A 13,843-nucleotide genomic window follows, 5' to 3' on the forward strand; every position below is an offset into this window, starting at 1 on the left:
TGAAACTCCTGCGGATCTTCGCGCGCCTCAGGGTCCTGTCCATCCAAGTGAACGAGGATTACTCGCTCACCACCACCGTGGCGCTCAAAGAACAAAGGAGACTCCTATCAGGCGTTACCTGGCTCAGCGTCACCTGCTTCGGATTCGGATGCGCTAGGCAGACGAATTGGACGAACCGGCACCACTGTAGAGATAGCGTGTTTGTAAACCATTTGGCTCACGGTGTTTTTCAGCAGGATAACGAACTGGTCGAATGACTCGATCGTGCCTTGCAGTTTGATACCGTTGACCAGGTAGATGGAAACCCCAACTTTCTCTTTACGTAAAGTATTCAAGTAAGGGTCTTGTAGCGAATGCCCTTTTGACATGTGCCGCACTCCTTTAAGGATTCAATATAAAAAATAGGTAATCAGATGGCTTTGGCCGCCCCACCCCCAAGGATAGACGGCAATTGCAAGGACTCAGCTCAATATGGAGATGGCCCCAAGGTATTTCAAGGCGCGCGGCAGATTGTCGCGATCCAGGCTGTCCAGCCAGTGTAAATCAGCCCAACTGCGCAACCAGGTAAACTGGCGCTTTGCCAATTGGCGCGTGGCAATAATCCCCCGCTCCTGCATCTCGGCTGACGTCAGCTTGCCATCCAGGTAATCCCAGACTTGTCGGTAGCCTACTGCACGTATAGACGGCAACCCGGCATGCAGGTCACTTCGCTTACGCAGGGCTACGACCTCGTCAATGAATCCCTGTTCCAACATCAAAGTGAATCTTTGTTTAATTCGCTCGTGCAGTACCTGGCGATTTGCCGGGGCAATAGCCAAGTTCGCGACAGTATAGGGCAATTGTTGCCGTCCGGACGCGGCTGCTTCAGTACTTTGCGCAGATTGTTGCAAACGAAGTGCGGTCATGCTTTGACCACTGACGCGATAAACTTCCAGCGCGCGACTAAGTCGCTGTGGATCGTTCGGATGTATCCGCGCGGCGGAAACCGGATCGATTGCCGCCAACTGGTCGTGCAAGGCCTGCCAGCCAAGGCGCGCAGCCTCTTCTTCGATTTGCGCGCGGACCTCGGGATCGGCTGCGGGCATTTCTGCCAGGCCTTCGAGCAAAGCCTTGTAGTAGAGCATCGTGCCGCCTACCAACAGCGGAATTTTTCCCCGCGCGGTGATATCGGCCATGGCCTCAAGGGCGTCACGGCGAAAATCAGCGGCTGAATAGCTTTCGGCCGGGTCAAGAATATCGATCAGTCGGTGGGGATATTGCGCCAACAGTTCTTTGGAAGGCTTGGCGGTGCCAATGTCCATGCCACGGTAAACCAACGCCGAATCGACGCTGATCAGCTCGCAAGGCAGGACTTTGGTGAGCTCGATGGCCAGGTCGGTCTTGCCGGCAGCTGTCGGCCCCATCAGGAAAATCGCAGGAGGGAGCTGGCTCATCAACGACCGCGCAAAAACAGTTTGTCCAGATCGTCCAGACCCAATTGGGTCCAAGTCGGTCGGCCATGGTTGCATTGACCGCTGCGCTCGGTATTTTCCATGTCACGCAGCAGACCGTTCATTTCCGGCAGGGCCAGACGCCGATTCGCGCGAACCGCGCCGTGGCAAGCCATGGTCCCGAGCAGCTCGTTCACGTGCGCCTGAATGCGATCGCTGGTGCCGTACTCCATCAGGTCAGCCAGAACATCGGCGACCAACCGGTTGGCTTCGGCCTGCTTGAGCAGTGCCGGAATTTGCCGAATCGCCAGGGTTTCAGGGCCCAGACGCTGCAATTCAAAGCCCAGACGCTGGAACCAGGCGACATGCTCTTCCGCACAATCGGCTTCGCGCTGACTGACCGCCAAAGACTCAGGCACCAGCAGCGGCTGGCCGCTCAAGCCCTCGCTGGCCATGGCGACCTTCAGGCGCTCGTACATGATCCGCTCATGCGCCGCGTGCATGTCCACCAGGACCAGGCCCTGGGCATTTTCTGAAAGGATGTAGATACCCTTGAGCTGTGCCAGCGCATAGCCGAGCGGCGGGATATCGTCCTGCCCGGCAGGCAGCGCGACCGCATTGGCTTCGGGCAGCGGCGCGAAAAACTCGCGATAGGCCGCCTGCGCTTCAGCCGCCGGAACAGCGGACTGCGGACGTGGGGTGTATTGATACTGATAACCCCCACCCGCGCCCGAACTTGCAGGTGTATTGAACGCAGGTTGAGGCTGAGGCTGCTCCAGCAGCGCATTGGCTGCCAGACGCATTTCACCTTGGGGCCCGAATTCACCCGCCTCAAGACCTGTGGGCCGCACGATGGCCGTCGCTACCGGTGCCGCCAGATGGTCGTCCGGTCGAACATCACCTAACGCCCGGTGCAGGGTGCCATACAGGAAATCGTGGACCATGCGCCCCTCGCGGAAGCGCACTTCGTGCTTGGTCGGGTGCACGTTGACGTCGACCCCGGTTGGATCGACCTCAAAAAACAGCACAAATGTCGGATGACGGCCATTGAACAGGACATCGCGATAGGCTTGGCGCACCGCATGGGCCACCAGCTTGTCGCGCACGGCACGGCCGTTGACGAAGAAATATTGCAAATCCGCCTGGCTACGGTTGAAGGTCGGCAACCCGACCCAACCCCACAGGTGCAAGCCATTGCGCTCGATTTCGATCGGCAGTGCCTGTTCCAGGAAACCCGGACCGCAGATTGCCGACACGCGCCGGGCACGGGCTGCGTCGTCATGAGCCTCATGCAGGCTGAGGATGGTCTTGCCGTTGTGCCGCAGGTGGAACGCGACATCAAAACGCGCCAAGGCCAGACGTCGGATGACTTCTTGCAGGTGATCGAATTCGGTTTTTTCGGACTTGAGAAACTTGCGCCGCGCCGGGGTATTGAAGAACAGGTCGCGCACTTCGACCGACGTGCCCACCGGATGGGCCGCAGGTTGTACGCGGGGGGCCATGTCGCGGCCTTCGGTTTCCACCTGCCAGGCCTGATCGGCATCGCGGGTGCGAGAGGTCAGGGTCAGGCGCGACACGGAGCTGACCGACGCCAGCGCCTCACCACGAAAGCCCAGGCTCATCACCTGCTCGAGATCTTCCAGATTGCGGATTTTGCTGGTGGCGTGACGGGCCAGGGCCAGCGGCAGGTCATCGGCAGAGATGCCGCTGCCATCGTCACGCACCCGCAGCAGCTTGACGCCACCCAGCTCGACGTCGACATCGATGCGTTTAGCGCCAGAATCGAGGCTGTTTTCCAGCAGTTCCTTGATCACCGACGCCGGACGTTCGACCACCTCACCGGCGGCAATCTGGTTCGCCAGTCGCGGGCTGAGCAGCTCGATGCGAGCGCTGCTTTTCTCGACCTGGTTCATTCCTTGGCCGCCAGTTCAGTGCCCGGGATGGTCAGGTGTTGACCAATCTTGAGTTCGTCACTCGCCAGGTTGTTGGCGCTGCGCAAAGCGGCTGGCGACACCTGGTAGCGTACGGCGATCATCGCCAGGGTTTCGCCCGGACTCACCCGGTGGTCACGGGGACCTTGAGCGATCTTTCCGGAATCACGAAGCCAGGCGATGTAGGTGCCCGGTGGCGGGTTTTGCTGGAAGAACTGGCGCACGCCGCCGCTAATGGAGCGCGCCAGCGCCTGCTGGTGGCTCGAAGCAGCCAGTTTCGACGCTTCGTTGGCGTTGGAGATGAACCCGGTTTCAACCAGGATCGACGGAATGTCCGGCGACTTCAACACCATGAACCCGGCTTGCTCAACCCGCTGCTTGTGCAGTGGCGTGACCCGACCAATGTTGCTCAAGACTTTCTGGCCGACGTTCAGGCTGGAAGTGAGGGATGCGGTCATCGACAGATCCAGCAGCACGCCGGCCAGCATACGGTCCTTATCGTCGAGACTGACGTTGCCGGCGCCACCGATCAGGTCGGAGCGGTTTTCGCTGTCGGCCAACCAACGGGCGGTCTCGGAGGTGGCGCCACGATCAGACAAGGCAAACACCGAGGCACCGAAAGCGGCGGCCGAAGGCGCGGCGTCGGCGTGAATCGAAACAAACAGGTCGGCACCCTTCTTGCGCGCGATTTCAGTACGGCCACGCAGTGGAATGAAGTAGTCGCCGGTACGGGTCAGTTCAGCACGGAAGCCTTTCATGCCGTTGACCTGACGTTGGGTTTCGCGGGCAATCTGCAACACCACGTCTTTTTCGCGTTGACCACGAGAGCCGGAAGCGCCCGGGTCTTCACCACCGTGACCGGCATCGATCACAACAATGATGTCGCGCTTGCCAGCGGGTGCTGGTGGCAACTTGATTGCGGGCTCGGCAGGGGTGACCGGTACGGCCGGCACCGTGGCGACCGACGGCGTCGGCGTTGGAGGCGGCGCGGCATCGGCGGGGTTATCGAACAGGTCGACCACCAGTCGGTTGCCATACTGGGCGTTGGGGGCCAGAGAAAAGCTTTTCGGCGTGACAGCCTTTTTCAGGTCGATGACCACCCGCAGATCGGTCGGCGTGCGCTGAGCTGAGCGCATGGCGGTGATCGGGGTGTTCGCGGTGTTGACGTTCAACGGCGCACCGAGGGACGCGCCATTGATGTCGATGACCAGGCGATCCGGGGCTGCCAGGGTAAAGACGCTGTGCTGCACCGGACCGGTCAGGTCAAACACAAGTCGCGTGTTGTCCGGCGCCCGCCACAGGCGAACACTGTTGACCTTCGTTTCGGCCACAGCGTCGACGGTTACCGCCAAAAACAACATTCCTACGGCAGCAACCAACGCGCGAAAGCGCATACCTAACCCCATCATCTATATGGATTCCAATGCCAAATCGGCACACCAGGAATCGCCACGCGACCCCTGGGATAAAATTTTCAGCGAACGTCCGCTGTCTTGCGGGCTAATGGTAATGGTCAGGTCGGGCTTTGGCAAAAAGCCTGCACCTTTATCGGGCCACTCGATGAGGCACAGAGCGTCGTCTTCGAAGTAGTCGCGGATGCCCAGGAATTCCAACTCTTCCGGATCGACCAAACGGTACAAGTCAAAATGGAAGGCGCGAACGCCACCGATTTCGTAGGGTTCGACCAACGTAAAGGTCGGACTCTTCACCGCCCCGGCATGGCCCAGGCCGCGGATGATGCCTCGTGACAGCGTGGTTTTACCCATCCCGAGATTCCCTTCAAGGAAGATCAGGCCATGCCCCCCGGTGATACGGGCGATGCGTGCGCCAAAGTCGCTCATGGCCTGCTCATCAGCCAGGTACAGGGTTACTTCAGACACGGTGTTTGCTCCTCCAACAACTGACGAATGGCTGGTATCAGATCACTGGCCGCCAGCCCACGGCCGAATTTACCTTGTTGCTCACCGGCGTTGGCGTGCAGCCATACCCCGAGACAGGCCGCATCGAACGCTGCCATACCCTGGGCCAACAACGCGCCAATCAAACCGGCCAACACATCGCCCAGGCCGGCAGTGGCCATCGCCGGATGGCCTTGATGACACACAGCCAGCCGTCCGTCGGGACAAGCGATCAAACTTCCGGCACCCTTGAGCACGACCACTGCTGTATATTTTTTGCTCAAGGCATGTGCCGCCGCAGGTCGATCGGCCTGAACCTGCGCGGTGCTGACTCCCAGCAATCGTGCCGCTTCGCCAGGATGCGGTGTGATCACGCAATCCTTGGGCAATTTCACATGCTCCTGCGCCAGCAGGTTCAGCGCATCGGCGTCCCAGACTTGCGGCAGCGACGCGCTGGCGGCTACCGACAAAAGACCACGCCCCCAGGCCGCTTGACCCAGGCCAGGTCCGACCACCAATACGGAAACCTTTTCCAGCAACTCCATCAACTGATTGGCTGATGAGGTACCCAGCACCATCGCCTCGGGGATTCTCGCCAGAGCAGCAGGCACATGTTCGCTACGGGTGGCCACCGAGACCATGCCCGCACCGCTGCGCAGTGCACTTTGCGCGCTCAGCAGGATCGCACCACCCAAACCGCGATCGCCTCCAATCAGCAGCACGTGTCCAAATTTGCCTTTATGGGAAGTGGGAGCCCGTGAAGCCAATCGCGGCAGATTGCCAGCCGTCAGGCGCAGGGCACTGGTCGGCGCCGCCTCAAGGAGCAGCGGATCGGCGTGCAAATCATTGAAAACCAGCTCACCCACCCCATCCGCTGCATCGCCCGTGAACAACCCCAACTTCATACCGATGAACGTCACCGTCAGGTCGGCACGTACAGCATGACCGAGCACTCGCCCCGTATCGGCGCACAAGCCTGACGGGATATCCACCGCCACAACCGGCAACCCGCTCCCATTGATGGCGGTGATAGCGCTGACGTACGGCTCGCGCACTTCGCCAATCAAGCCAGTGCCGAGCAAGGCGTCCAGCACGATGCCACGCCATTGGGACTGAGCCATCCAGGACTCGATCGAGACTTTTTCAGACAGCGCTTCGGCGTACGCCAGTGCCGCATCCCCCTGCAAACGCTGCGGATCCCCCACCGCCAACACCCGCACCTTCCATCCGGCGCGTCGGGCCAACACAGCTACCAGATAACCGTCGCCGGCGTTATTGCCGTGACCGGTGGCGATCGTCAATTCGTTTGCCGTCGGCCACTGGCGGACCAGCGCACGCCATGTCGCCCGCGCCGCGCGCTGCATCAGTTCGAAGCCCGGAGTGCCCGCCGCGATCAGGCTCGCATCGAGCGCTCGTACCTGCGCGGCGCTGTACAGCGCGTCGGGTAATTCATCTTTAGTGTGCGGCATGCGTCTTCGGGCTCCGATGTCTGGCAGAATTATACGCACCTCAGCTCCGGTTTCTCTCGCCTCATGCCCGCAATTACCACAGACCTCCCCGCCCTCGCCCAATCCATCAAGGACTGGGGTCGCGAGCTGGGCTTTCAGCAAGTCGGCATCAGCGGCCTCGACCTGGGCGAGCATGAGCAACATCTGGAGCGCTGGCTTGAAGCCGGCTATCACGGCGAAATGGACTACATGGGCGCCCATGGCAGCAAGCGCTCGCACCCGGAGGAGCTGGTACCCGGCACGCTGCGCGTGGTTTCGCTGCGCATGGACTACCTGGCCGGCGATTCCAAAATGGCGCAAATGCTGGCCCAACCGGAAAAAGCCTACGTTTCGCGATATGCCTTGGGCCGCGATTACCACAAATTGATCCGCAAACGCGTGCAACAGCTGGCGGACAAGATTCAGGCGCACATCGGGCCATTTGGGTTCCGCGCTTTTGTCGACAGCGCACCGGTCCTGGAAAAAGCCATCGCCGAGCAGGCCGGCCTCGGATGGATCGGCAAAAATACCCTGGTGTTGAATCGCAAGGCCGGTAGTTACTTCTTTCTTGCCGAGCTGTTCGTCGATTTGCCTCTGCCCGTCGACCCGCCCCACGCCACTGAACATTGCGGCCGTTGCAGCGCGTGCCTTGACATCTGCCCGACCAATGCCTTCGTCGGCCCGTACGTTCTGGACGCCCGACGCTGCATTTCTTACCTGACCATCGAGCTCAAAGGCGCGATTCCCGAAGAACTGCGACCGTTGATCGGCAACCGCGTGTTCGGCTGTGATGACTGTCAGATCGTTTGCCCATGGAACCGCTTCGCCCGGCCGTCCGGCGAAAGCGACTTCAAGCCACGGCACAATCTGGATAATGCGGAACTGGCCGTGCTGTTCATGTGGGACGAGGACAAATTCTTGAGCAGTACCGAAGGCTCGCCTTTGCGGCGCACGGGATATGAAAACTGGCTGCGCAACCTGGCGGTGGGCCTGGGCAATGCGCCTTCAACGATTCCGGTGCTGGAAGCGTTGAAGGCGCGGCGGGAGTATCCGTCGGAGATTGTCAGGGAACATGTCGAGTGGGCGCTGAAGCAGCACGCCGATCGCCTGAGTTGAGTCAGCCGTCCCCAAGGGGAGGTATCTGTGAAATTCAGGTATGACCACCAACTTGCAGTATTTCAACACTGAAACCGGTGTTATCGACCAAAAAGGTTACCCGGTCCTTTGCCCCTATCCGTACTTCAAATCGGTTCAGTTTTTTCTCAAGCAGCGTGTACTTGGGGTCCCCCATTCTCTTGGATGCTTCCACCGGCGAGAGTCCCTCAGTGGCAATGCTGTCTTTGAATACCTCGTATTGCTCCATTGAGCTTTGGCTCAAGTCCGACTTTATGTTCCTGGGCTTTGGCTCTTGGAGGGTCCACTTCCTCGGGGCGTCATCCGCTTTTTGACCGGCCTTTGCTGCCTTGGCTGCGGCTTTCGCACCTTTGCCTTTTACAACTGATGACCCCGCCCTCATGCTTCCTCCGCTCATGCCACTGGCCATGGCCCTCCCTGCCTCCTTGGAGCCTCCGCTCAAGCCTGGCTTAAAGGCATTGGCGAGTTTATTCCCCCATTGAACAGCGCTTTTGCCAAGGGCTCCCAACCCCGCGCCCGCCGACAGTACGCCGGTAGCCAGGCTCGCCCATCCGAGAATTTCTCCAACACCCGATCCCGGCGCCACTTCATCGACAATGATGCCCGCAACTCCCAGCGTTGCAGACGACGCCGCCAGCGTCAGGCCAATAACCGCCAGTGGCGTCGCCGCCGCCATCGTTATGACGCTCAAGGCAACACCGGCAATCGACAGGGCGATTCCCAGCAAGGCCTTCCAGAAATGCCCGGTGGGATCGACCCGATTGATCGGGTCGCCAGCGCAATAAGCGTAAGGGTTCAGCCCTCCTGCACCGAATGGGCTCATGCTGTCAGGACTGAGAAAACGCATCAGCGAAGGGCTATAGGCGCGGTACCCATTGCCCAGCAGATACAAGCCCGTTAACGGGTCGAGTTGCTCCCCACTGAAACCCAGAACGCTGAACAACCCACCCTCAACGGGACGATGCCCATAGGGACTGTAGGCGAAGTCCTGTCGTTGCGTGCCCGTCACTTGCGTCAACACACTGCCTTGCTGATCGGTGCCCAGTAGGCCGGTTCCGCCGCCCCGGCCCTGCAGGGTCTGCCCTAATACAATATCGGCGTTGCGCATGCAGGTGCGCTTGTCCTGGCTACACACCTCGTTGATTACCCGTCCCTCGCGGTAGTAGCGCTGGGTGGCCGGACCGACAGACTGCGACAATTCGACCAATCGATCCTGGGCATCATAGTGATAACCGCGCGTCACCATTCCCAAGGCACTGGCCACTTGAGTCAGGCGGCCAAGCGCATCGTAAGTCAGCCTGCGAGCCTGCTCGTCCTTGATTAATTGCCCGTTGGCGTCGTACTCCAAGAGCACCGGAGCCGGGTAGTCCTTGTGACTATGCCGAATACCTACCAACTGCGTAGGGTCACTGGCACTGTAATTGTAAGAGGCAAGGTTTTTACCGCCGGGAAATTCGGTTTCCAGCGTGACGAGGTTGTCCATCGCATCAAACACGTAGGTTTGCGTGATGATCTCTTTGCCATGCGGATCCAGCGGCCGGTGTGTACCCCTGCAGTTGTACTGACTCAAACGACCACGCTGGTCATAGCTGAAGCGCTCGTCACGCAAAACTTCATCGCCGCTTTTCAATGACTTTTGCGCCAGTTTGCCGGCTGAAGTGTAACTGGAGGTCAGGGTGTGGGCTCCCGAGCCATCGACCTCGAAACTGCGCGATACCTCTCGCCCCAGATCGTCGTACACCAAATGGGTCATCAACGAACGCGCACCCTTCGCGTCCTGCGCGTGGACCGTCTCCAACTGGCCGAGCATGTTGTAGGCAAACACGGCTTTTAGAGCGCTGTGTTCAAACGACTTGGGGCGGCCATATTCATCGTAAGTGGTCGTGTGCCGGTTACCGAGCACATCCATGCAGGTCAATGGGCGGCCGCCCAGAGAATAGATGTAGAGCGTTTTCTCCTGACCGGCGCCCAGGGTTGAGATTTCACGCTTGAGCCGCCCGGATGGATAGTATTCGAAGCGGCTCTCGCGCCCTTGTTCGGTACACCGGGCTGGCAGACCGAGCTTGGGATGATAGGTGTAACTGGCGAGCAAACCGCTGGCTTTGCGTTGCGTCACCCGCCCATTGAGCTCGCGTTCATAATCGTACTCAACCCTTTCACCTCCCGGCGCCTGCTCCCAGGCAGCCTTGCTGAAACCGCCCTCGAACCCTGCAGTAGTGACCCGCCCACCGACCTTGCTCTGGATCAGACGTCCGAGCCCATCGAAAGTCTGTTGCCCGAGGCTGCGTCCCGCGATTTTCACTTCGACGGGTAATTGATCATGGCTATGGGGCGAGTACACGGTTTCCACCGCCTGGCCATCTGGCAGAACACTTCGCTGGAGGCGATCGAACACGTCGTATTGGTGGAGCGTCTTGTTACCGGATGGGTCAGTCTGACTGACGCCTCGCCCGAGGCCGTCATATTCATAAAGGGTCTTGCCCAGGCTCCTGTCCTGGAGATCGAACACTTCGATACTTTCGGGCTTGCCGAAACCCGTGTAGACCGTGACGGTTTTGCCCATACCTTCCTGCCAGGCGGTTTTACGCAGGGTCACAGGATCAAATTCGACGCGCTCTTGGCGTCCATCGGCATGCAGCGTGGTTTTTACCCGCCCCCACCCATCGAAGACAAAACCGGTCTTAAGCACCAAGGGAGCACCCTGTAACCAATCAGTCCTGGTTTCTTCGACGAGCTGCCCAACTGCGTTGTACTGCGCCAAATAAACTGTACGCAAAGGCCCGTCAGCCTGGTAATCGGTGTCCTGTTCCTCCAGCCGTATCATGCGACCCAGGCCGTCATAGGTAATTCGCCGCTGCTGACCGTTGACGTCAGTGCTGTGCATCGTTGCCGGGGTAACACTGCCATTAGCCAGTTGATAACGGTTGCTGCGGCGGGCGGCGAACACCGTATCAGGCGCGACGGTTTCACTCATCAACCGCCCAAGCGCGTCGTACTCGAAGACAACCGTTCCCTGATCTTCACTCTGCTCGGATAATTTGAGCCCATTGAGTGCCGAATAGGTCCTGGTTACCGTAGCTCGGGTGCCGTCAAACCCTGTCAGCGTTTCATGCACTGTACGGTTGGTGCCGCTGTGGGTGTACTGAAATCCGGACTCGGTCGACCTGCCATTGCAGGTCACTGTCTGCTTTTGCAACAGCCCGTGAAGGAGTGGATCGTCGGTGCGCTCGATATAAACCAGATCCGTCTGTGAGCGTAAGGTCTCGTTACTCTGGATGCGCTCAAAAAGTTGTTCCCTCACAGGAACAATGCTTTGCACCGTTGCGCCATTCAGCCCACGCTGCAGCTGGTAATGATAACGAGTGAAAGTCGTCGCAGCCTCGGCCAAACCTGCTGCCGGGAACACCGTTCGCTGCTTTTCGAATCGCACGAACCCCAATGGATCCGCCGGACAACCCTCGCCCCCCGCTGCCGGGTAGAACTCGGAGACCGTCGTCACGCCGCTCGAATCGACCTGCTTAAGCAGATTGCCGAAAGCGTCAAACTCGGTACGCAGTACTTCATCCCGTGACAGCCTCGTCTCACGATTTTCGTAGCGTAAAGTCTGGATTTTTGGCAATCGAAACTGCGCCGGTTGCTCAGCGAAATCCTTGTGCGGGTCCAAGTGGTACTCAATTAATTGTGAGGTCACCCTCTTCTTGCAGACTGTCTCATGGGACACCTGCAAATGATATTTATTGTATGTACGTACCGTGGAGCTGTGGACTTTATCTTCCAGCATCAAATTTTCGGTTGACGTATAAAAATAGTCGCCCTCGGCTTGATACAAATTATCGCCCTCATCTGACCACTTGATGCCCTCAGCGTTAAACCCCAGAAAATTCTCATCAGAATATTCATAGTTTTTGGTTGTGGCCGGCTGGCCATGCCTGGGGAATACCGTATGCGAATTAACGAATGGAATGGATCGCAGGGGAGCGCTGCGAGGAAAGCGATGCCCCTCTTCCTGATAACCGATGAACTCACGCGCTCCCAACGGTGAATCGACTTGCGTCAGACAACTGTGACCGTTAAAAACCTCATACGTCAGCTTCCAGGATTCACCCGTAGACAAATCAATGGAAACTACCCTGTCGTTTATAAGCCTCAGAACAAACTTCGCTTCGCAGGAAGTCTTTGGATAGGTAGTTAAGACTACAGCTCCCGGCGTGCGTGAAACACTCAATAAAGTCCGCTGACCGTCGTTCACATCCTCGAGCATCGGCTGATCGTTGATAGCGCTGTAGTTTAAGGTAATGTTTGTGCCATTAGCCGCCACGATTCGCTTTGGCACTGCTACTTCGCTTGATCCATAAATTTGCAGCTCTTCACGCAAACCGCTTTTATGCACGATGTCATAGCGAGTAGGTGAAGGTCGACTGGCTTTAATGGTTTCCAGCTTCAGCTCGTTGAAAGCCAGGCTTGTAGCGGACACAGTGGCCTTATACCTTTCACCGCTGGATAGCGTTAACATCTCTGTGGATACGTCAAAGCGGGTCAGTGCAAGTGACCACCCTGCCCCAAAACCCTGATCAGAGCCATTGAGCGGATTGAAATACAAATTAATAGGAAAACTTGGTCCATTCATCCCCCCCGACGCGATCTCACCTAATGTCAGGTTACATGTATAAATCCCGGTACGCGGATCAACCCCACCCGAAATGAAATCGGAAAAATTAAAAACATTTGAATAAATACCCTGCGAATTATTTACCACCACTGATATCCCCTTTCAGAACGAACGACAACCCCAATTAATAAATGGCATCAGCGCACTGCCTTTCCGAGAAAAATCCAGACGCTGAAACCAGAATGAGCATCAACCTCTTTGCAAAGCAAATTTCAGATTGTGCTCATCCACGCTAATTGACAGATTATGATCATTCCCATACTCATCAATAACGGTAAAAGGGAACAAGTCTCTACGCTCCCCAATGAAACCCGCGGAACGATTCGCGACCCCCTTAACAAGCGAGAGCTCTCCCGAACGATGATGAACCTTTATGTCGTACTGACCACCTGGCATATTGACTCGAATGCTGTTATGGGCAGAAGAAGGGAAAACACCTGCAAGATACTTGATTGCCCAGGCAGCACTCCTGGGCACTGCCCGATAAAAATCTATTGGATATCTATTAAGCTCATTATATTTTGCGCTTTCCCAGGAAAGCAGTTTAATCTGGGTTGCACCTGGATAAAGACCCAAATGATACAAGAACAAAGTATCCGTCGCAGAGCCAACTTTAGTCTCCTCTAGACTCCAACGAAACTGTTCAACCCCATAAGTTACCTTTTTCTCGGCCTGTATAATTATGCTCTTATTTATTTTTCTGCCGTCCGGATTAGTCGTATTGTTGCTTCTGTAGACTTTCCCTTGCAACGTCACCTCTACTGCAATCTGCGCCTGTGCCACTTCAGAGGCAGAGACCCAAAACACCAACGGCTCATTCTGCGCTGCAGAGAGCGGTTCGGATACCGGACCAAACGGCAGCCCACCTGGCATAGCGTGGGAATATCTATTCTCCGTAGTGCTGGAATTCCAACCGGCAAGAGGCTTACCTAAATACACATTAGTCTCTAATGGTTTTCCGTTGTGATATTGAATCAACCTTGCCGACATCAAATCAGGGAAATAGGGTAACTTGACTGGATTACCATCCTCATCCTGTGCCTCTACCAATACCCACACACGCGCCTGCATCCTGCCGTTTGCATATATTCTTTTTGAATCGACACCAGGAACTTCAAATCTTATATCAAGTTTGGTTACCTTATGAATTCTACCGCCTGCCTTTGGCTGCGGCTCACTTTCATCAGATGCAGCCGAACCAATAAAACCTGTCAAATCGCTCATAACTTATTTTCCTTATTGTCTGTAGCTGCAACCTTCCGGCCGCAGGGGAGATTGCAATCAGGCAACTAGC

10 protein-coding genes are annotated in these 13,843 nt (G+C 57.4%); 1 reads left to right on the forward strand and 9 read right to left on the reverse strand.

Annotated features, from left to right (window positions below; all coding sequences use genetic code 11):
- The 7 genes from ACRESJ_RS16505 to ACRESJ_RS16535 form a co-directional block, all read right to left on the reverse strand.
- On the reverse strand, window positions 1–95 hold a 95-nt coding region (locus ACRESJ_RS16505), incomplete at its 3' end, for a hypothetical protein (RefSeq protein ID WP_431758875.1).
- A gap of 12 nt (window positions 96–107) precedes the next feature.
- On the reverse strand, window positions 108–368 hold the full coding sequence (hfq, locus tag ACRESJ_RS16510; protein WP_339448568.1) for an RNA chaperone Hfq: 261 nt from the start codon (window positions 366–368) through the stop codon (window positions 108–110).
- 93 nt (window positions 369–461) lie between these two features.
- On the reverse strand, window positions 462–1,433 hold the full coding sequence (miaA, locus tag ACRESJ_RS16515; RefSeq protein ID WP_431758876.1) for a tRNA (adenosine(37)-N6)-dimethylallyltransferase MiaA: 972 nt from the start codon (window positions 1,431–1,433) through the stop codon (window positions 462–464).
- Window positions 1,433–3,343, reverse strand: coding sequence for a DNA mismatch repair endonuclease MutL (mutL, locus tag ACRESJ_RS16520; RefSeq protein ID WP_431758850.1), 1,911 nt, complete (start codon window positions 3,341–3,343; stop codon window positions 1,433–1,435). Before mutL ends, miaA begins: the two co-directional genes overlap by 1 nt.
- Window positions 3,340–4,722 (reverse strand): N-acetylmuramoyl-L-alanine amidase, encoded by a 1,383-nt coding sequence (locus ACRESJ_RS16525; protein WP_431758877.1) that lies wholly within the window; start codon window positions 4,720–4,722, stop codon window positions 3,340–3,342. Before ACRESJ_RS16525 ends, mutL begins: the two co-directional genes overlap by 4 nt.
- A gap of 48 nt (window positions 4,723–4,770) precedes the next feature.
- Window positions 4,771–5,241 (reverse strand): tRNA (adenosine(37)-N6)-threonylcarbamoyltransferase complex ATPase subunit type 1 TsaE, encoded by a 471-nt coding sequence (gene tsaE, locus ACRESJ_RS16530; protein WP_431758851.1) that lies wholly within the window; start codon window positions 5,239–5,241, stop codon window positions 4,771–4,773.
- Entirely contained in the window at window positions 5,229–6,728 is a 1,500-nt protein-coding gene (locus ACRESJ_RS16535) for an NAD(P)H-hydrate dehydratase (protein ID WP_431758852.1), read from the reverse strand. The genes tsaE and ACRESJ_RS16535 overlap by 13 nt, the downstream gene beginning before the upstream one ends.
- A 63-nt stretch (window positions 6,729–6,791) precedes the next feature.
- On the opposite strand from ACRESJ_RS16535, the gene queG reads away from it, so the two are divergent.
- The gene (gene queG, locus ACRESJ_RS16540; RefSeq protein WP_431758853.1) at window positions 6,792–7,862 is read left to right on the forward strand and encodes a tRNA epoxyqueuosine(34) reductase QueG; all 1,071 of its coding nucleotides are present in this window, start codon (window positions 6,792–6,794) and stop codon (window positions 7,860–7,862) included.
- A 34-nt stretch (window positions 7,863–7,896) separates the two neighbouring features.
- On the opposite strand, the gene ACRESJ_RS16545 is transcribed toward queG, so the two are convergent.
- Both ACRESJ_RS16545 and ACRESJ_RS16550 read right to left on the reverse strand, forming a co-directional pair.
- Entirely contained in the window at window positions 7,897–12,639 is a 4,743-nt protein-coding gene (locus ACRESJ_RS16545; RefSeq protein WP_431758854.1) for an RHS repeat domain-containing protein, read from the reverse strand.
- A gap of 99 nt (window positions 12,640–12,738) precedes the next feature.
- Window positions 12,739–13,773 (reverse strand): hypothetical protein, encoded by a 1,035-nt coding sequence (locus ACRESJ_RS16550; protein ID WP_431758855.1) that lies wholly within the window; start codon window positions 13,771–13,773, stop codon window positions 12,739–12,741.
- Window positions 13,774–13,843: the final 70 nt, after the last annotated feature.

The organism is Pseudomonas sp. (genome assembly GCF_050739655.1).
Classification (GTDB): Bacteria; Pseudomonadota; Gammaproteobacteria; order Pseudomonadales; family Pseudomonadaceae; genus Aquipseudomonas.

Bases quoted from the DNA above. Each gene is read 5' to 3' on its own strand.
- hfq (WP_339448568.1), bottom strand. From the start codon at position 368: ATGTCAAAAGGGCATTCGCTACAAGACCCTTACTTGAATACTTTACGT.
- miaA (WP_431758876.1), bottom strand. From the start codon at position 1,433: ATGAGCCAGCTCCCTCCTGCGATTTTCCTGATGGGGCCGACAGCTGCC.
- mutL (WP_431758850.1), bottom strand. From the start codon at position 3,343: ATGAACCAGGTCGAGAAAAGCAGCGCTCGCATCGAGCTGCTCAGCCCG.
- ACRESJ_RS16525 (WP_431758877.1), bottom strand. From the start codon at position 4,722: ATGTTGTTTTTGGCGGTAACCGTCGACGCTGTGGCCGAAACGAAGGTC.
- ACRESJ_RS16535 (WP_431758852.1), bottom strand. From the start codon at position 6,728: ATGCCGCACACTAAAGATGAATTACCCGACGCGCTGTACAGCGCCGCG.
- queG (WP_431758853.1), top strand. From the start codon at position 6,792: ATGCCCGCAATTACCACAGACCTCCCCGCCCTCGCCCAATCCATCAAG.
- ACRESJ_RS16550 (WP_431758855.1), bottom strand. From the start codon at position 13,773: ATGAGCGATTTGACAGGTTTTATTGGTTCGGCTGCATCTGATGAAAGT.